This window comes from Pseudomonas entomophila L48, from assembly GCF_000026105.1.
Classification (GTDB): domain Bacteria; phylum Pseudomonadota; class Gammaproteobacteria; order Pseudomonadales; family Pseudomonadaceae; genus Aquipseudomonas; species Aquipseudomonas entomophila.
In genome coordinates, this window is the sequence record NC_008027.1 from 4887567 (window position 1) to 4905571 (window position 18005).

24 protein-coding genes and 1 pseudogene are annotated in these 18005 nt (G+C 57.5%); 5 read left to right on the plus strand and 20 right to left on the minus strand.

The annotated features are described in order from the left end of the window. Window positions 1-224: 224 nt before the first annotated feature. Genes PSEEN_RS21175 through PSEEN_RS21195 form a run of 5 tightly spaced genes read right to left on the minus strand, consistent with a single transcriptional unit; the run spans window position 225 to window position 3960 of the window. On the minus strand, window positions 225-1196 hold the full coding sequence (locus tag PSEEN_RS21175) for a FecR family protein (protein WP_011535613.1): 972 nt from the start codon (window positions 1194-1196) through the stop codon (window positions 225-227). Then, window positions 1193-1765, minus strand: a complete 573-nt coding sequence (locus PSEEN_RS21180; RefSeq protein ID WP_044488448.1) for an RNA polymerase sigma factor — start codon at window positions 1763-1765, stop codon at window positions 1193-1195. The genes PSEEN_RS21175 and PSEEN_RS21180 overlap by 4 nt, the downstream gene beginning before the upstream one ends. Window positions 1766-1769: 4 nt before the next feature. Continuing rightward, entirely contained in the window at window positions 1770-2096 is a 327-nt protein-coding gene (locus tag PSEEN_RS21185; protein WP_011535615.1) for a DUF3325 domain-containing protein, read from the minus strand. Next, complete coding sequence (locus PSEEN_RS21190) at window positions 2096-3658, minus strand: PepSY-associated TM helix domain-containing protein (protein ID WP_011535616.1); 1563 nt, start codon at window positions 3656-3658, stop codon at window positions 2096-2098. Before PSEEN_RS21190 ends, PSEEN_RS21185 begins: the two co-directional genes overlap by 1 nt. After that, a complete protein-coding gene (locus PSEEN_RS21195) occupies window positions 3655-3960 on the minus strand; it encodes a DUF3649 domain-containing protein (RefSeq protein WP_011535617.1) in 306 nt (101 codons plus the stop codon). Before PSEEN_RS21195 ends, PSEEN_RS21190 begins: the two co-directional genes overlap by 4 nt. Before the next feature lie 265 nt (window positions 3961-4225). On the opposite strand from PSEEN_RS21195, the gene PSEEN_RS21200 reads away from it, so the two are divergent. From PSEEN_RS21200 to PSEEN_RS21220, 5 genes are all read left to right on the plus strand, one after another. Continuing rightward, on the plus strand, window positions 4226-4720 hold the full coding sequence (locus PSEEN_RS21200) for a sigma-70 family RNA polymerase sigma factor (RefSeq protein ID WP_011535618.1): 495 nt from the start codon (window positions 4226-4228) through the stop codon (window positions 4718-4720). Next, entirely contained in the window at window positions 4717-5646 is a 930-nt protein-coding gene (locus PSEEN_RS21205) for a FecR domain-containing protein (RefSeq protein WP_011535619.1), read from the plus strand. The genes PSEEN_RS21200 and PSEEN_RS21205 overlap by 4 nt, the downstream gene beginning before the upstream one ends. 204 nt (window positions 5647-5850) lie before the next feature. Then, window positions 5851-8160 (plus strand): TonB-dependent Fe(3+) dicitrate receptor FecA, encoded by a 2310-nt coding sequence (gene fecA / locus PSEEN_RS21210; RefSeq protein ID WP_011535620.1) that lies wholly within the window; start codon window positions 5851-5853, stop codon window positions 8158-8160. Between the two features lie 491 nt (window positions 8161-8651). Beyond that, window positions 8652-8894: a hypothetical protein gene (locus tag PSEEN_RS21215; RefSeq protein WP_011535621.1), complete on the plus strand. Its 243-nt coding sequence runs from the start codon at window positions 8652-8654 to the stop codon at window positions 8892-8894. Window positions 8895-9017: 123 nt separating this feature from the next. After that, complete coding sequence (locus PSEEN_RS21220) at window positions 9018-9287, plus strand: DUF3077 domain-containing protein (protein ID WP_011535622.1); 270 nt, start codon at window positions 9018-9020, stop codon at window positions 9285-9287. An 80-nt stretch (window positions 9288-9367) separates the two neighbouring features. Here PSEEN_RS21220 and PSEEN_RS21225 read toward each other — a convergent pair whose 3' ends face one another. The 15 genes and pseudogenes from PSEEN_RS21225 to PSEEN_RS21270 all read right to left on the minus strand — a co-directional run bounded on the left by PSEEN_RS21225 (window position 9368) and on the right by PSEEN_RS21270 (window position 17995). Beyond that, on the minus strand, window positions 9368-9958 hold the full coding sequence (locus PSEEN_RS21225; RefSeq protein ID WP_011535623.1) for a hypothetical protein: 591 nt from the start codon (window positions 9956-9958) through the stop codon (window positions 9368-9370). Window positions 9959-10024: 66 nt separating this feature from the next. Continuing rightward, window positions 10025-10273, minus strand: coding sequence for an Imm32 family immunity protein (locus tag PSEEN_RS27395; RefSeq protein ID WP_420806629.1), 249 nt, complete (start codon window positions 10271-10273; stop codon window positions 10025-10027). A gap of 49 nt (window positions 10274-10322) precedes the next feature. Further along, window positions 10323-10919, minus strand: a complete 597-nt coding sequence (locus PSEEN_RS21230; RefSeq protein WP_158020270.1) for a hypothetical protein — start codon at window positions 10917-10919, stop codon at window positions 10323-10325. A 277-nt stretch (window positions 10920-11196) separates the two neighbouring features. Further along, entirely contained in the window at window positions 11197-11658 is a 462-nt protein-coding gene (locus PSEEN_RS21235; protein ID WP_011535627.1) for a hypothetical protein, read from the minus strand. A gap of 37 nt (window positions 11659-11695) precedes the next feature. After that, window positions 11696-12175, minus strand: coding sequence for a DUF4265 domain-containing protein (locus tag PSEEN_RS21240; protein WP_011535628.1), 480 nt, complete (start codon window positions 12173-12175; stop codon window positions 11696-11698). 116 nt (window positions 12176-12291) lie between these two features. Continuing rightward, on the minus strand, window positions 12292-12708 hold the full coding sequence (locus tag PSEEN_RS26365) for an immunity protein Imm33 domain-containing protein (protein WP_309306515.1): 417 nt from the start codon (window positions 12706-12708) through the stop codon (window positions 12292-12294). Between the two features lie 282 nt (window positions 12709-12990). Further along, window positions 12991-13461, minus strand: coding sequence for a hypothetical protein (locus PSEEN_RS21250; RefSeq protein ID WP_011535631.1), 471 nt, complete (start codon window positions 13459-13461; stop codon window positions 12991-12993). A gap of 76 nt (window positions 13462-13537) precedes the next feature. Then, window positions 13538-13840, minus strand: coding sequence for a hypothetical protein (locus tag PSEEN_RS21255; RefSeq protein WP_011535632.1), 303 nt, complete (start codon window positions 13838-13840; stop codon window positions 13538-13540). A gap of 358 nt (window positions 13841-14198) precedes the next feature. Next, window positions 14199-14555 carry a hypothetical protein gene (locus PSEEN_RS21260; protein WP_044488453.1) on the minus strand — a complete coding sequence of 119 codons (357 nt, stop codon included), beginning with the start codon at window positions 14553-14555 and terminating at the stop codon, window positions 14199-14201. 191 nt (window positions 14556-14746) lie between these two features. Next, window positions 14747-15105, minus strand: a pseudogene (locus PSEEN_RS27400) (hypothetical protein); the annotation flags it as partial. Window positions 15106-15364: 259 nt separating this feature from the next. Then, window positions 15365-15694 (minus strand): hypothetical protein, encoded by a 330-nt coding sequence (locus PSEEN_RS26375; protein WP_011535635.1) that lies wholly within the window; start codon window positions 15692-15694, stop codon window positions 15365-15367. 441 nt (window positions 15695-16135) lie between these two features. Then, window positions 16136-16471, minus strand: coding sequence for a hypothetical protein (locus PSEEN_RS26740; RefSeq protein ID WP_011535636.1), 336 nt, complete (start codon window positions 16469-16471; stop codon window positions 16136-16138). Between the two features lie 275 nt (window positions 16472-16746). Beyond that, window positions 16747-17076, minus strand: a complete 330-nt coding sequence (locus PSEEN_RS21265) for a hypothetical protein (protein ID WP_011535637.1) — start codon at window positions 17074-17076, stop codon at window positions 16747-16749. Next, window positions 17069-17398: a hypothetical protein gene (locus PSEEN_RS26745; RefSeq protein WP_011535638.1), complete on the minus strand. Its 330-nt coding sequence runs from the start codon at window positions 17396-17398 to the stop codon at window positions 17069-17071. Before PSEEN_RS26745 ends, PSEEN_RS21265 begins: the two co-directional genes overlap by 8 nt. A gap of 300 nt (window positions 17399-17698) precedes the next feature. Beyond that, window positions 17699-17995 carry a hypothetical protein gene (locus PSEEN_RS21270; RefSeq protein WP_011535639.1) on the minus strand — a complete coding sequence of 99 codons (297 nt, stop codon included), beginning with the start codon at window positions 17993-17995 and terminating at the stop codon, window positions 17699-17701. Window positions 17996-18005 lie beyond the last annotated feature (10 nt).

Genomic DNA, 18005 nt, shown 5'->3' on the forward strand with positions numbered 1-18005 from the left:
GCACTTCCACTCACTACACGGATGCCGTGGGGGGATACCTCATCACTTTCTCGATTTTTTCTTCACCGGCCTCTTCGCCGGCAAGCCGGCTCCTACAGGTACGGCGCTGCCTTCTGGATTTTTGGATACCGCTCCAACCTTTGGGGGCAGTCCACATTCGTAGGAGCCGGCTTGCCGGCGAAGAGGCCAGAACGATCAACACAAGGCTGTCGCTCCGACAACGTTCAACGCAGCACCGTAACCCGCCCCAGCACCGTCCGCCGCTCGAAGCCCAGCACCTTGCCCAGCGAATCCAACGCCGCCAGCGGCTGCGCCACCGGGAAACTGCCACTGACCTTGCGCTGCGCCAACTCGCCATCGAGCAACAAAATCCTTCCTGGGTAGTAACGCCCCAGGTCCTCGACCACCTGCCCCAGCGGCACCTGGTAGTAATTCAGCCAGCCCTGGCGCCAGGCCAGCCGACCCTCGCTATCCACCGCCTCGACACCAGCCGCCACGCCCTCGGTGAAGGCCAACTGCTGGTTGGCGGTCAGCTCCCGGGCCTGCTGCCCTTCGGCCGCCGTCACCGCCACCCGCCCGCTGCGCACGGTCACCTGTGCCCCGCCACCCTGCTCGCGCACTTCGAACTGCGTCCCCAGCACACGCACCTCGCCACCTGCGGCCTCGACCAGGAACGGCTGCCCGGTATGGGTCACCTCGAAGAACGCCGCCCCCCTCAGCAACCGCACCCGCCGCTCGCCATGGTCAAAGTCCACGGCCACCGCGCTGCCAGCATCCAGGGTCAGCTGCGAGCGATCCGCCAGGGTCACCTGGCGCACCTGTTCGCCGCTGCTGTAGTCGGCGCGCAGGTCCTGCAGCCAGGCCTGTGGATGCCAGCCCTCCATGCTGCCCACCCCGAGCACCAGGCAGGCAGCCACCGCAAAACGACGCCAATGGTTCGTGCGACGAGGCCGCCGCATCGCCTCCAGGTACTGGCGCAGGCTATCCTGCTCTTCGGCCGCCAAGCGCGCCGCCGGGGCTTCGCTCAGGCGCCACAGGGCCTCGGCCTCGGCATAGGCGCGGCGATGGGCGGGATCCTCCAGCAACCAGCGCTTGAACGCCGCGCTGTGCACCTGCTCGGCCTGCTGATTGATGTGCGCCAGCCAACGCAGGGCCGTTCGGGACTGCTCGGCGGTGATCGGCTGTTCAACTTTCATCGACGGGCGCTCCCTGGCCGGCGCGGTGGGGGGGCGGCTTCGGCGACACTCGCCTTGCACGCTTCGAGGGCGCGCATCATATGCTTTTCCACGGCGCTCTGGGACAGCTGCATGGCCTTGGCAATCTCACCGTAGGTACAGCCGTGGATGCGGTTAAGCAGGAAGATCTGGCGGGTGCGCTCGGGCAAGGCGCGCAGGGCCGACTCGATGCGCTGCAGGTCGTGGACAACTTCCAGCGCCTGCTCAGGCGCCTGGCTGCCTGGCTCGTCGTCGTTGATCTGCAAGCCTTCAGCGGCGCGACCCCGCGAGCCTTCGCTGCGCAGGTAGTCGATGGCCAAGTTGCCGGCGCTGCGCAGCAGGTAGGTGTCGAGGGCCTCGACCTTGACCTCCGGGCGGCGCCAGAAACGCAGGAACAGGTCCTGGACCAGGTCGGAGGCGGTGGCGCGGCAACCGATGCGCCGGCTCACCAGCGCCTCCATGCGCGCCCGCTGGGCCAGGAACACCTGGACGAAGCGCGCCCGGCCAGTGCCATCGGCCTCGGCGTCGATCACCTCCCCAGGCTCGCTCAAGCTGTCACACCGCCAGCAAGGCCAGCAGCGGCCCGAGCAGCAGGCTCGCCGCCGCCAGCCCCAGCAACAGGCGAGGTTGATACGGCAGGCCGAACACCCAGACGGTGACCCCGGCCATCAGCACCGCGATCCACTCCACCAGCCCCAGCGCCCAGCCACGCCCGTACACAGCCAGTACCAGCGACAGCAGCAGCAAGGCCCAACCACCGAAGCGCAAGCCGCGCAGTTGAACAGCCGTGGGCTTGCGCCCGAGCAGCTCGTTGAAATGCTTTTCCATGGCCAGGCACAGCCCGGCAAAACCGGCGAAACCGATCAGCGCGACACTCAGCATCAGCTCGCCTCCACCGCTTTCGCGACACGCGGCGCACGCTTGGCCACCGGCTTGGGCGCGCGCAACATCTTGCCCGCGGCCCAGGCCAGGAACAGCCCGGTGCCCAGCGCGGTCAGGTCGAAACCGGCCATGGCCCAGTCGCCCACGGCGATGGAGTGGTTCAGGCCCTGGCCGGTGGTCAGCGCGTTGAGCACGGGCAACAAGGCAAACGCCAGCGCGCCCAATGCCAGCTGTTCACCCCAGGCACGGCGCCCGGGGCGCAGCATTGCGTGCAGCAACGACAGCCCCCAGGCCAGGAAGAACCCGTTGATCTCCCAGTCGGCGCGCCCTTCAAGCGCAGCCGGCACCAGGCGGTTGACCCAGAAGAACGCCGCCACGCCCAGCAGCAGCCCGCTCATGCTGGCGATGTTGAGCACCTCGACCAGGCGCAGCTCGCCCGGCATGCGTTCACTCTTGGCATGCTTGAGCTGGCGCTTGCCCAGCCACATCACCAGGCCCGTGCCGATCACCGCGGTGCCGGCCACGCCAAAGACGAAGTACAGCCAGCGCAACCAGGGCCCGGCGAAGTTGCCCATGTGCAGGCCGACGAAGGTGAACGAGGTCAACATCGCCGCGCTTTCCGGCGCGCCTTGGGTGAGCAGCGCGCCGCTGGCGCCGTCGAAGGTCCAGTTGGCGCTACGTCGGTAAGCCACGCTGTCGGACGAAGCGCGGTTGAAGGTGACGCGGGCGTTCAGGTCGCCGGGGTTCTGCACCTGGATGAAGCCCAGGCGCGCGCCCAGCGCCTGGGCCTGCAGCTTGCCGTACAGCTCGCCCAACGGCACCAGCGGCGCGGCCTGGGCCGCCGCCTTGGGCACTTCGTCGCGGCCGAACACATCATTGAAGTAGCGGTTGCTGTCGCCATAGCTGGCCATGATGCTGGCCGGCATCACCATGTACATGAAGATCACCAGGCTGCTGTAGCTGATCATCAGGTGGAACGGCAGCACCAGCACGCCGATGGCGTTGTGCCCGTCGAGCCAGGAACGCTGGCCCTTGCCCGGGCGGAAGGTGAAGAACTCCTTGAAGATCTTCTTGTGGGTGATGATCCCGGTCACCAGCCCCAGCAGCATGATGAACGCGCAGAAAGTCGACAGCCAGCGGCCCCAGGGGTGCGGCATCTGCAATTGGAAGTGGAAACGGTAGAAGAACTCGCCGCCCCGGCTGTCGCGGGCCTCGACCTCCTGGCCGCTGCGGGCATCCAGCGTCTTGCTGACGAAGCCCCGTCGCCCACCAGCCTCGGGGTCGCGCCAGCCGACGCTCAGCGCTGCCTCGCGCTCGCTGGGCAGGCGGATGAACCAGCCGCTGGCGTGCCCGGCGTTGGCCTCCAGGTAGCGTTGCGCCGCTGTCAGGCTGGCCGCGGGGTCGAGCGCGTGGCTGCGGATCTCCGGTTGGGTCCAGTGGCTGATTTCGTCCTTGAAGTACGACAGCGTGCCGGTCAGGAAGATCGCGAACAGCAGCCAGCCGAAGATCAGGCCGGTCCAGGTGTGCAGCCAGGCCATGGCCTGGCGGAAGCCTTCTTTCATGGCTGTTTCATCCAGTAGGCCAGGCCGTTGATCGCCCCCAGCAGCACGCTCGGCAGCAACACCCCCAGCCAGGCGCGCCAGGCGCTGCGGCAGGCGAAGCACCAGAGGAAGGCCAGCAGGTAGAACACGAACGACAGCATCATGCCGGCCATGGTGGCGTCCACCTGGCTCATGGGTGCCAGCAGGGTGATGCAGACACTGGCCATGGACGCCAGCAGGTAGCCACCCAGCAGCGCGGCCAGGCTGCGTGAGGTCACGGCCAGGCGGTAGCTCAGGGGAAGGCCGGCGGCTTTGCGGGTCATGGTGGAGGTCCGGGGAATGGGGATGCAATAGTAATGATTTCAATTCTCATAAGCAAAACCCCGTCGAACCTGTAGGAGCGGCTTCAGCCGCGATCACCCGCGAAGCGGGTGCCCTGCACCGGGTTGGCTTCATCGCGGCTGAAGCCGCTCCTACAAGGGGCCCAACTCTCCTTACGTCGCCAGCAATTGCCGAACACCGGCCGCATGAATACAATGCGAACAATTCTTACTTCCAGTTGCGCTAGCCAGCGCCGGAGTCGCATCGGTGCCCAGCGCCCTCTCTTCCACCGTCGAAGGCCTCTATGTCGCCCACCACAGCTGGTTGACCGGCTGGCTGCGCCGGCGCCTGGGCTGCCCGCAGAGCGCCGCCGACCTGGCCCAGGACACCTACGTGCGCCTGCTCCAGGCCCGCGAGACGCCACAACTGATCGAGCCCCGCGCCTTCCTCACCACCGTGGCCAAGCGCGTGCTGTGCAACCACTTCCGCCGCCAGGAGCTGGAGCGCGCCTACCTCGAGGCCCTGGCCCAGGTGCCCGAGCAAGTGGCGCCGAGCGAAGAGGACAAGGCAATCATCTTCGCCACCCTGCTCGAGCTCGACCGCCTGCTCGATGGCCTGGCGCCGCTGGTCAAACGCGCCTTCCTGCTGGCCCAGGTCGATGGCCTGGGCCAGGGCGAGATCGCCCGCGAACTGGGCATCTCGCTGGCCACCGTCAAGCGCTACCTGAACAAGGCAGCCCTGCGCTGCTACTTCGCCCTGTGAACACCAGTTTCTCGCCACAGATCGCCGAGCAGGCGGTGCACTGGCTGATCGAGTCCCAGGGCGACGCTTTCGACCAGCAGCAGCGCCAGGCCCTGGAACGCTGGTTGCAGGCCGACAGCGAGCATCAGCGCGCCTGGGCGCATATCCAGCAGGTCAACCAGCGCCTGCGCGGCGTGGCCTCGCCGGTGGTCCACGCCACCCTGCAGGCGCCGCCCTCCGCGGCCCGGCGCCGGGCGCTCAAGGCCCTGCTGCTGGTGGGCGTGGCCAGCGCCACGGGGTTGGGCCTGCAACAGCACAATCCACTGCCCGGGCTGATGGCCGACTACCGCAGCCCGGTGGGCCAGCGTCGCCGCCTGACCCTCGACGATGGCAGCCAGTTGCACCTGAATACCCGCAGTGCCGCCGATGTGCGTTTCGATGGCCAACAGCGCCTGGTGCGTCTGCGCGAAGGCGAGCTGTTGCTCGACGTGGTCGACGAACCCCGCCCGCTGCGCGTGCGCACCGCAGAAGGCGAACTGCACCTGGCCCGTGGCCGTTTCGACGTGCGCCAGTTCGATGGTTTCAGCCTGGTCTCGGTGTTCAGCGGCCAGGCCAGTGTCGCCGGCCAGCCCCTGCTGGCGGGGCATCAGGCTCGCTTTGCCCAGGGCGGCTGGCAGGCCATCGCGCCCCTGGACCCCAACCGCGCGGCCTGGGTGGACGGCATGCTGGTGGTGTCGCAGATGCGCCTGACGGATTTTCTCGCCGAGCTGTCGCGCTACCGGCTCGGGCAGCTCGCGTGCAGCGAGCGAGTGGCCGACCTGCGGATCTCCGGCTCGTATCCGCTGGAAGACAACGAGCGGATCCTCGACATGCTTGAGGTGGCGCTGCCGGTACGGGTGCGGCGCTTCACCCGCTACTGGGTCAGCGTGGAAGACGCCACCAGTTGAACAGACGCACCGCCCACCCTGTAGGAGCCAGCCTTGCTGGCGAACAGCCCCACACACGGATCCAAGACCTGCGCTGGCCCGGTTCGCCAGCAAAGCTGGCTCCTACAGAGAGCGTGACGCGAAAAAATTTTTAATCACCTGAGCCATTTCCCGAACCTCGCGTGACAGAGAGGGCAGAACCCCTCGTCACAGGACCTCCGCCCTATGCCCCTGCGCCCCAGCCCGCTCGCCTTCGCCCTGATCCTCGCCGCGCCGTTCGCCCTGGCCGGTGAACCCCGCGCCTACCACATCGCCCCCGGCACCCTGGAACAGGCCCTGAACCAATTCGGCCGTGAAAGCGGCGCGCTGATCTCGTTCAGCCCGGCCATCACCCAGGGCCTGAACAGCCCAGGCCTGGAGGGGCAATACGAGGTCGGCCAGGGTCTCGACGCCCTGCTGCGCGGCAGCGGCCTGCAAGCCCGCCGGGAAACCGACAACGCCTACAGCCTGCAGCCGCAGCCCACCAGCAGCAGCGGCGCGGCCGTCGAGCTGGGCGCCTCGACCGTGGTCGGCGACTGGCTGGCCGAGGCCCGCCAGGACAACGTCTTCGAACACCCCGGCGCCCGCGACGTGGTCCGCCGCGAAGACTTCGAGCGCAGCGGCGCCAGCAGCGCCCGCGAAGTGCTCAACCGCATCCCCGGGGTCAACGCCCCCGAGAACAACGGCACCGGCAGCCACGACCTGGCGCTGAACTTCGGCATCCGCGGCCTCAACCCGCGCCTGGCCTCGCGCTCCACCGTGCTGATGGACGGCATCCCGGTGCCCTTCGCCCCCTACGGCCAGCCGCAGCTGTCGCTGGCCCCCATCAGCCTGGGCAACATGGACGCAGTGGACGTGGTGCGCGGCGGCGGCGCGGTGCGCTATGGCCCGCAGAACGTCGGCGGCATCGTCAACTTCGTCACCCGCGCCATCCCCGAGGAAGCCACCTTCAAGGCGGCGGTGCAGAACCAGATCAGCCCTTCGTCCAGCCAGGATGGCCTGAAGAACAGCGCCAACCTGCTGGTCGGCGGCACCAACGCCAACGGCCTGGGCGGCGCCCTGCTCTACTCCGGCACCCGGGGCAGCGACTGGCGCGAACACAGCGACACGCAGATCGACGACCTGATGCTCAAGGGCAAGCTGCAGCTCGACGACGCCAACAGCCTGCACGCCATGGCCCAGTACTACGAGGGCGAGGCCGAAATGCCCGGCGGCCTGAGCACGGCCGACTTCGACGCCGACCCGTACCAGTCGACCCGCCTGAAAGACAAGTTCTGGGGCCGCCGCACGCTGTTCAACTTCGGCTACGACTACAAGCAGGACGACCGCCAGTTCAGCGTCAACAGTTTCTTCACCAAGACCCTGCGCAGCGGCTACCTCGACCAGGGCAGCTTCGTCTCGCTGTCGCCGCGCGAGTACTGGGTGCGCGGCATCGAGACCCGCTTCTCGCAGGGCCTGGCCCTGGGCGACAGCTGGCACGAGCTGGGCATCGGCTACCGATACGTCAACGAAGCCGGCCACGAGCTGCGCTTCCGCGAGCCGGTCAACGGCGCCCTGCCCACCACCGCCAGCCGCAACGACCGCGACACCCGCGGCAGCACCGAAGCCCACGCCATCTACCTGGACGACCGCATCGACATCGGCCGCTGGACCATCACCCCGGGCGTGCGCTACGAGATGATCGACTCCGAGCAGAGCAACAAGCTCAACGGCCAGCGCTACCAGGGCAGCTACAACACCGCGTTGCCGGCGTTGAACGTGATGTACCACCTGACCGACAGCTGGAACCTCTACGCCAACACCGAAGGCTCGTTCGGCAGCGTGCAGTACAGCCAGATGCCCAACCGCGTCAGCAGCGGTGAAGTGAAGCCGGAGAAGGCGCGCACCTGGGAAGTCGGTACCCGCTACGACAATGGCGACCTGCAGGCCGAGATCGGCGCCTTCCTGATCAACTTCGACAACCAGTACGAAAGCAACCAGACCAACGACTCGGTGATCGCCCGCGGCGAAACCCGCCACCAGGGCATCGAGACCAGCGTGCGCTACGCCCTCGACGGCCTGAGCCCGGCGCTGGCCGGTTTCGACGTGCATGCCGGCTATGCCTTCGTCGACGCCACCATCCGCGAGGATGGGCCGAACAAGGGCAACCAGGTGCCGTTCTCGTCGCGCCACAAAGGCACGCTGGGCGTGGGTTACACCGAAGGCCCATGGCAGTTGAACCTGGACAGCAGCTTCCAGAGCAGCCAGTACGCCGACAACGCCAACACCGGCGCCGAGAGCGCCGATGGCAGCACCGGGCGCATCCCGGGCTACATGCTGGTGAGCACACGCGCTGGGTACGACTTTGGGCCGCAGTTGTCGAACTTGAAGGTGGCGGTGGGGGTGAAGAACCTGTTCAACCGCGAGTACTACACCCGTTCGTTCGATGACAACAACAAGGGCAAGTACGTGGGGGAACCACGGACGTTGTATGTGCAGACGTCGGTTGAGTTCTGAGGGGGATGTGGGATCAGCGGTTGATGATTTCAGCCGCTGGCCTGGTGATGACGAACAGGTGCCTGCCTGAGGATTTGTAGTGGTGCGCAAATCGAGCGCCGCGCGGGCGGCGCTCGATCTGATAGGCGCTGAAGATTTCGTGGCTGGCCCTCTCACCCACAACACCGATCAAAAATGCCCCTCACGAACCACCAAAAAATCAGACTAAGCCGATTTCTTGTAGTCCATTTCCCAAACATACTCCCGCCCCCTTCCGAGCCATTGCGGTGTTCCCGGTTGGCCTCTAGTCTCGGCCGGTCGCTGCGAAATCAGTGACCGGCTTTGACAGGCCGACCTAGGTTCATTCCCATGGCTCGCTCTTATGGCGGCTGTGCGTGGGGCACTTCGTGTGCGCCGGGTTTTGGGATGCCTACCGGTCTGTCAACCCATGTACAGCTGCCACCTTCTTGTTTGACAGCAGGCGTGTTGCGGCCCTTTTCAGGTACCCCAAAATGCTGAAGATTGTCCCCGACCCACCCCATCACCACCACTCCCTCGAAGACACCCTCATCCAGGCCACCGAGTACGCCCTGTGCGCCTTGACCGTGGCCCATCAGGCGGTGCTGGCCCAGCCCAGGTCCCCGGCCACGATCCTGATGATGGCGTCGATGCACGAAGTCGAATCGCTGCGCGTGCTGCTCGAATCAGCGTTGATCCAGGTCCAGATGCCAGCGCAGCCGAGGACGCTGCACTAAGCCCTTGCCGGCCCTGTTCGCCGGCAAGCCGGCTCCTACCGGCGGCTGCGTTTCACCTGTAGGAGCCAGCCTTGCTGGCGAAAGGGCCCGCCCAGGCCCCGAAAAATCCAGGGAGAAAAAACAATGACAACAGACGAAACCACCCCCAACACCACCGCCGGCAAAACCAAGTTCTACCAAGGCGAAGGCCAGACCATCCCACTGTTCTGCATCGAACCCGGCATCCCCTGCCAGCACGCCCGCGAACAGGCCTCGGAACTGATGGGCTGCGTGCGCGACCTGACCATCGCCGGGATCATGGAAGAAAAGCCGCAACTGCTCTGGGCCTCGTACTACCTGAGCGCACTGGCCAAGGCGCTGATGGATGACGCCGAGCTGGGAATGACTCACTGAGTGTCGCGGTGCCTGGGGGTGAATCACACCGGCTCCCAGGCAATCGCGTCAAACGCCATTGGCTTGCTGGTACACCTCGCCTAGCCAAGTTGCAGGAAGAAGCCGTTGACGCCATCCGTACCGCCAGCAACGAATGCATCGCTCAACAGCAGATACCCCATGCCATCGGAAAGCAGGCCTTTGTGCCCAGGCAAGGACATGTCCAGATCGCCGCCATACAGCGAAAGCCTTCTATGAGCGCCCGGCAGTTCGAGCGGGGCTTGCAGCCAGGCATCGACGCCATCCACCTTGGAGGCCAGGTTCTCGTCGTCATCGCACTCATCGACTTGCACGAGCACGACTTTGCCGGGAGGGCCGATCCCTGCATTGGCCCCATGGCGCAATTCAACGTGCCTTGCGTACCTCAACACCACCGCCTGTGAACGCCCATCCCGATAACGAAGTGCTCGGTAGTTAGGCACACCCTCCGGCTGTACTGGAATGAAGATCGATATCCAGCAGCTCGCATCGGCGTCACCCAACCAATGGCTCGGCAATGCCAGCAGATGCATCAATGGCTCGCCATCACTGGACGTCGGCCAACCCAGGGTCGCGGGCAAGTAAGCGCCGCCACCGGCGTAAGCATCGTTTTCCGTCGGCGCTTCCTGCGTGAACACCAACTCCTTGAACATCTCATCCTCCTGGAACATCACCTGGCAGCGGATACATGCGTCTGGCCTTCCTGTGAAATCTGCGACTCAGTCGGTGGCGGTGGGAACCGTGCCGGTGGCGTTGACCAAGATGAAGTCCACATGATGGTCAGGGTCGAAGTCATCCATCACATCCTGCCAATGCAGATGCTCCAGCCCTTCCACAGCCATCCGCTGTGCAGCCTCGATCAAGAACGTCCCAAGGGCGTTGAAAGCCTCAGGTGATGCATGGAGGGTTACCTCATCCAGCCTCAGCGATTCAGAAGAGCCGACTTCACATCCCGATACTTGGTCAATTTAGACCTTCAGATTCCCTTCTCACCGGCCCGTGCGACCCGCACGGCTTTCAGCCATAAAAATAATCAAAGAATCGGCCAAAGTTTTCCGCCCCCAAGACAGGCTCAATCTCTGCCTGCGTGCGCGATCGAAAAGCCTCCACAACGCCATCGTCATCGAAGACATCGAAAATGCAGAACTCGCCATGGACGATATCGATCAGCCTTGCCAACGCGATCAGGAAGTCGGCGAACTTGGCAGCGACTTCAAAGGGCGGGCCGGCACCATAGTTTGCGTAGACAGGCAGCCCCGGCTCACCGGTAACGGCGATCAACGGCTTGCCGCCGCCGATGTCGTCCATGATGACCACATGCTGCTCAGGCCAGGCAGCAAGGGAAACCAGACCACCCGCCGCGTTGGACCACCGGTATCCGACCTGCGCCTTCTCCAGGTCGTCCAAGGCCATGAGCTTCAACGGCGTCAGCCCAGTCTCCAGTTTTACGCCGAGCGGCTCGCACGCGTTGTAAAACAGCACCAGTTCCCTGGCCGCAGGGATACTGGCAGGCCAGTCTGTTTCAGCGCCGCGACCCGAACGAAAAACGCCGGGCAGGTGGTACTTGGCATGTACGCTCTTCAGTTCCTGTAGCGCTATCTCAAGGTCTCTCAAACTGCCTCCCGATACTTGGCAGCCACCAGAATACGGCCACCTTCTGAGTCTGCCTCGATACACAAGGCTTGCACGCGTCCTGATCGACTTCGCTCGCGATGCACCTGTCGACGAAGGCCAATGGAACTGGCAAGGCGTCCTCGAACCGAAAATCAAGCGCTCCAAGTGTCTTCAGCGTGTAGGTTCTCAGCAGGGTGTGTGATTCCCGCTCTTCTACCGGCCAGACAATATCACCCAATACAAAAACTCACGAAAACTACCTCATTACAACTGTCTGTCAAACCTCACCGATTCCGAAGCGGTTACTGAAGTAGTTGAAAAAATCGTCCGCGATATCGGGAAGGGCGCGCTCCAGACAGTGAAGGTAATAAAAAAGTGGTGTAGCGTCACCATCATTATCTTCCTGCCAGTCACCTTCATCGAACAAACAGTTCATCGCACTTCTTCCGAAGGCAGCGGTGGGGCCATCACTCTCCCTGAAGGTGATTTCTATACCACCCATCTTCCGCCTGAGCTGCCTTTTTTCTTCCGCACCGATCACACCCGCCGAGAGTTTGGCGGATCGTTTCAACGAGTGTTCGATATCAACACGAGCCTGGGGATTCAAGGCCACGCGATGATCGCTCAGCAAGATCAACAAGTACTCGGAAAATGCAACAGCGACATCGGTTACATCATGGCCTCGCGTGATCAGATGCTGTTCCAACGCATCGACACGATCATGATTGACCTCATTCATAAGCGTACCTCCCTGTGAGCACCCAAGGTTCAGTCAATCAGCTATCAAGCCACCAATCCAGCAGCGTGTCATCATCAAGGTCATTATAATTTTTATATATATTTGAATAATACCACTCAATCCCGGTAGTTTCTTTGAAGCGGTTAAACACCTCCCTTATGTTTTCCCTTCCACTTCTCGCTGGAACACTGAACGCCAGGTTCCCCCTGTACACACCATCAAGCGTACCGTTCAACAGAACGTTTACCTGTGACTCCAGCGTTGACAGCGTATCCGCATCAATATGATCCGCATACAAATTGATGCAAAAATTCCCTCCCCTTTTTATCACCACAGCTGGGGCGTTGGGGTCCTCGATACTAATCAAATCGCCTTTTGCGAGATTCAGCGCCAAACCGGGGGAGGACAAAAGCTCATAAACACCCTCGCCTTTCCAAAGCGCAGGAAGCTCCTCATAGACAGGGCCTCGAGCCGAGACAAAAACCTTGATGACCGAAAATGCTTCTAGCTTTTCCATAAAGTGCTTCTACAATCCCTTAAATAGATATCCATTACTTTATAGGGCAGCGCTTTCCCAAACCCAGGTGCTACCCACCCCACAGATTATATTGCAACCTCACGCGCCAAGCGAGGTTACTCATCAAACCAGACGTCTTCGTATCCATTTCTGTCAATAATAAAATGAGCACCTTCAGGAAGGTAAAGATACTTGGCGACTTCTGGCAAATCCTCTTTCAGGTGATAGGTGTGAAGCGCCTGGTAGAAATCGTCCGCCTCCGAAAATTCCCCGCAGTGGAAAAACCAACTCACCCCACCCTCTTCCGCGCCTCGGATACGTGTGCCATAGATTGGAGATCCATTCAGCGTGCCAAGCGCGACAGCCACTCGCGCTTCGGGAGCGGTTGGCGTCACACCATACCGCTTGCATACCTCCTCCTGAAGACTATCAGGGCTTTTCCTGAGCGTATTGTCCACTATCGGTCCCTCAACCAAAGCAATTTCATAATTTCCTATAGGGGCGAATACACTCTCTAAAATATTCGGAGTCAACACCGTCCTCGAATTCACCTCGACCCTCAAACTTCAAATACAGCAAGGCTTTTTTCACGGTATTTATCTCTCCCTGATCCAGCCTTATTTCTATCTCGGCAACCTCATCCACAAGATCTTCATTTTCATCCATTGAACAGCGTAAGCGCCATTTCAATCTTTAATATCATGAAAACTCAATAACACAAGAAAATACATGTCTTCTCACTTGGCGAAAAACCTGTCGATCATAATCAGGCAGAGGTACTGCGCTTCAGTCACAAGCTAAAGCTTCCACTCACTTCACATTGGAGCGGGCAAGCTCAAAGCCGCTCTAAAGTACGCCACTAACTCCTTTGTTCCCCCACCCCGCATTCTATCCAACTCATCAGCATACAGCAGAAAAGGTGTGTCTTCGCCTAACAAGTGGTCCGCCCAATCCTCATCATTGTTCGCGCAAAAAACACAGCACCTGGCAAAAGACGATAAAACGTCATCCACACCTTTGTACAAACTCACTGTAAACCAGAAATATTTTCTGGCCTTCTCTTTTTCAGGGGTCTCAGTCGCGGGCCATTCTTTCCGCTCAGCAGAGCCCAAGAGGCTAACAAGTTGGTGCTTGACCTCTCCATCAGGAAAATCGACATACCCCGAGACCAACATACATTTTAAATAGCCTGCCAAACAGGAAGAAAGATCATAAATAGTCAGATCGAAATTTAAAAAATCCTCCTCAAACCTATCAACCATCAACTGATCTAGCGCCCTAAACATAGTAAAACTCCATTTCTAAAATTACGCTTTTCCGCAACATGGCCACAAGACCTATCTAACACCCTTATTCCGACACCTAAAAAGGCAATACCCCCTTGATAGAAGAAAATTTTTCAATATCAACCTGTTTTAGCCAAAAGTAATCAAAGGCATCTTCTGCATTGGCAAACTCATTAAGCTCTTCCATTGCATAATCCTCGAATGTCTCCATCTTGCTTTCAAGCACACAAAACAAATAGGTACAATATTTGCCACCTTGCTTTTTTATTGCATACTGAAAATAATAGCGTTCTCCATTTACATCCCGCACCTCATCAAATCCCCTGACTTTACCTTTCTCTATAGAGAAAGCCAAATTCTTAACTGAAATTCCAGCCATACGTATCAGTCCTCATCCTTGTCAAATCGGAATGTTTAGGTTCACATGAGGTAAATAGCCATGCTCGTCCCCTTCATAAAATGAGGATCCGGAAATGTGTGAGGCCGATTTTCTCCACGCTCGTCTCGGTCAACTCGCTTCACTCACTCGGTCCATTGATGCTGTTCACGCACACAGAGAAAAGGGGACGAATGTATTTTCTCTACTTTAGAGTAATAAAATACATTCATCCTCTTTTTCCACGCTGCGGATACGATAGTACTTGTCGAGCCTAGCTAGCACCCAGTTGCAATTGAGCCTTGTTCTGGTCATTGCCCCGGCATGTGTGGGTACCGCAGATCACAGGCTGTCTTTCGGATCACTCAGCTTTAAATGGATAAATGTAATCTTCAAAATACTCGATCTCGCTAATTGTTTTGGCTTTCACCTCTCCTTCAAATTCACGCTGATCATTAATTTTTTTTAGCACATGCTCTTCCACATCTGTATTTCGCGTATTATAAAATTTCCGCTCTCTATCTGCAGACCTGCTGCCGGTAACCAGTTTATCGAAAGCAGAGTTTATCAGCTCACTACCCGTGTATATTAGGGAACTTGTCTCCTCGCAATCAAATTTCAAGTAAAGTATTGCTTTTTTCAAGGCATTAATCTCCCCTTGATTAAGCATTACAGGGCTCTCTGTAAATTCATCCACAACGCTTTCCTTTTCACTCATTGATTTAGCCTCAAACAATGGGACACAAAAATGGATAAATTTATTTCCTCCACTATCAGAGAAAAGGGGACAAATTTATTTTCCCTACTCTAATTTCAGGATACCCTGCCTCGTCCGCTCGATGCATTCCCCGGAAATTCGATTAGAGCAGGAAAATAAATCCGTCCCCTTTTTCGCGCTTTTTCTGCAATGACCTCGGTGTGCCACAACGGATCCTGATCGAAGTCGTACTCGCGCTGACTCCAGTCCGGTTGCTTGTGCAGGCGGATCGGCCTTTACGCAGAGCCTGGGCGACTGGCACGAAGCTGCCTGGCTCTTACAGGTAATGCACGGTGCGCCCGGTGTAGCCTTCATCGCGTGGCGGTGAACTCTCCCAGGCCAGGGTGTCGCCGTCCCAACCAAGCAGGGTGAAGCCACAGCCGAGTTCACGTTGACGCTTGGCCCGTTACAGCTGATTCCAACTGGTCCCCACCTCGGGGCGGTCCCAGAAGTGCGCCACCGAATGCTTGTGCAGACGCCGGCTCAAGGCATCGTAGCTGTAGTCGACCTTTGACAAAAGGGGACGGATTTATTTCCTCTACTTTAGAGCAATAATATAAACCCGCCTCATTTTTCCACTATTAAAGCAGAAAAACCTCACCTCTTTTTTCAATTTTTTATTCAACTAGGTTTTTTGCGGGAATTATCTGCACACAAACAGACCTCAGACCTTGCTGGAAGCAAATATTCACAAGCAACACCTGAGCAGATATAAGTTTCGCTCAGGCGCACCTGAAAACATCTTAAAGTATCAACACACAACCAGCACATCAGACCTTAAATGGATGCATATAAGTCGCAGCATGTTCGAAGCTCTCCATATCTTCAATTTCGCTGCGGCCTTCATACCTACGTTTTTCATTTAACTTTTCCAGCATATGCCTTTCGGCACTTTGATTTTTCCTATTATAAAAATCATCATCCCACTCAATATCACTACTGGCAACAAGCTTATCAAAGGCCGAATTTATTAACGGACTACCACAAAAGATTACAGACTCTGTCTCTTCACACTCAAATTTCAAGTAATAAATTGCCTTTTTCAGGGCAGTTATCTCACCCTGACTGAGTACTACTTCTGCTTCCGGAATTTTACTCACAACCCTTTCCTTTTCTCGATGCGACTTGACTTCCAGTCATTTGAAGCCGCTGCTCATATGGACTATCGACCATGGAAAAAGGAGACGGATTAATTTTCTCTAATTTAAAGTAGTAAAAATAAATCTGTCTCGTTTTTGCACCCCCATTTTTTGCCAATGAAGTAGAAAAGGGGACAGATTTATTTTCCCTACTCTAATTTCAGGATACCCTGCCTCGTCCGCTCGATGAATTCCCCGGAAATTCGATTAGAGCGGGAAAATAAATCCGTCCCCTTTTCTGCGTTTTCCGGTCCATTTTTTTACTCCCGGGTCGCACTGGTAATGCGTCACCAAACCCTCGAAGCCGGTCTCCTGCAACAGGCGGCCAACTGGGTCGCAGAGGAACGTCGCCTTGCTCTCGTTCTCCGGACCGCTCCGCTGACCGAGTTTGTTTCTAATCGACTAGTCGATTTTGTACGGACGCATACACTCCTTGAAGTAAGCAGACCGTCTATCCTCACTGAGACCTTGATTATCATCAGCCTCAAGTGTTCGAATTAATTTTTCAAGCATGAATTTTTCAGCGGCTTTATTTCCATTATCAAAAAACTGCCTCTCACTGCTTCCAAAAACACTTTGATCAATCAGCTTATCAAGAACCGAGTTAACCAATGGACTACCCGAGAAAATCAGAGAGCTCGTCTCTTCACACTCAAACTTCAAATAAAGTAGAGCCTTTTTTAGAGCGCTGGCCTCTCCATGATTTAATGCAATATTTATTTCTGCCGCATTATTCACAATTCACCTCTTTTCTCGAACTGGCCTGACTTATAGTAACTCAGCAGAAAAAGGGACGAATCTATTTTTTCCTCACTCTAATCTTAGGCTACCCGGCCTCATCTGTGCGATGCATTCCCCGGAAACTCGATTATAGCAGGAAGACAAGTTCCCATTTTTCGGTCGCCCCCTTTTTCGATTCATGCTGCACCTTTCACAAGGCAGTCTTGGGCGAATGTAGATTTCGCCCAATGACGTGTCACAACAGACTTGAACATTCACGCACCACCAATGCACTACACCTTAAATGGATGCATGAAAATCGCAGAGTGCTCGAACTGCTCAATCTGTTCAATCTCACTATTACCTTCGTGTATAAATTCCTTATTTAGTTTTTCTAACATCAGCTTTTCGGCTTTCGGATTTTTTCTATTGTAAAAAACATCCTCACCCTTGATATCACTATTAGCAACAAGCTTATCGAAGGCCGAGTTAATTGATGTACTCCCACAAAATATTAGCGACCCAGCCTCCTCACACTCAAACTTTAAATAAGTGATAGCCTTTTTCAGAGCGACAATCTCTCCCTGACTGAGTGTCACTTGTCTCTCTGGTGCTTTATTCACAGCATTTACCTCTTCGGGTTGCAATTTGAGAATTTGTCATTTGAAGACGCTGCTCATATGGAATTTCGCTCATGGTGCCATAAGGGTTTTTTCCTGTATGAATAACTTCATTCAACCTCAAAGGCCTCTTGTGAACATACTCATAATGCCTATCCTGCTCAATGCTGGCCATTTGAACTGAGTTCGCTTTGAAAACGACAACATAATCTTCGCGACCGACGCGCCTTGCATCATTAATAAAAATATTACTTACCACACCCTCAGCAAAAATAAATCTGTCCCCTTTTACTGTAAGTACGAAGAATACCTGCACGGCGATCATACTACGTTGAAAGCAGGCTCGAAATGCTCATTTCTAATCAGCAAAGTCGAACGCGCCCCCGACCGTTCCTCGCCTGTTTTCGCCTTGCCTGATCGTCGCGCTGCGACTTTTCGTACAAACCCTAGAACAGAAAGTAAATCCCTCTTCTACTTTCAATACTTTTACGATCGCTGCGCGCCCAGTGGAGTTCCGCCAAGAACAGGACAAGAGAATTTAATATTTATCCTCTCCGCTAAAAAATAATTCCACCCTCCTTTAAAAATCTGTGGGTGTCGTAGCTACACTGATGTTTATTTCGAGTTAGTTTGTGCAAACAACTCTTGCTTGCTGCGCCAAATGATCGGCGGCCAAGTAAATCCTATCACTACCTTTACTATCATATAACTCTGCACAACATGTCATTGCCCCCCACATATCCAAGAAAATTTCTGCCAAGCCTTTGGGGATATAATCCTTCCCCTCAAGCTCGAGGCCTATCCGCTCTAGCAAATCCATCAAATCCTGATATAGCTCCTCATTCACTCCCTGTCTCTCACGGATCTGCAAACTAAAATCCAACCACTTAGCGACAAAATCATCAATCAAATCATTATTCATAACCACCTCT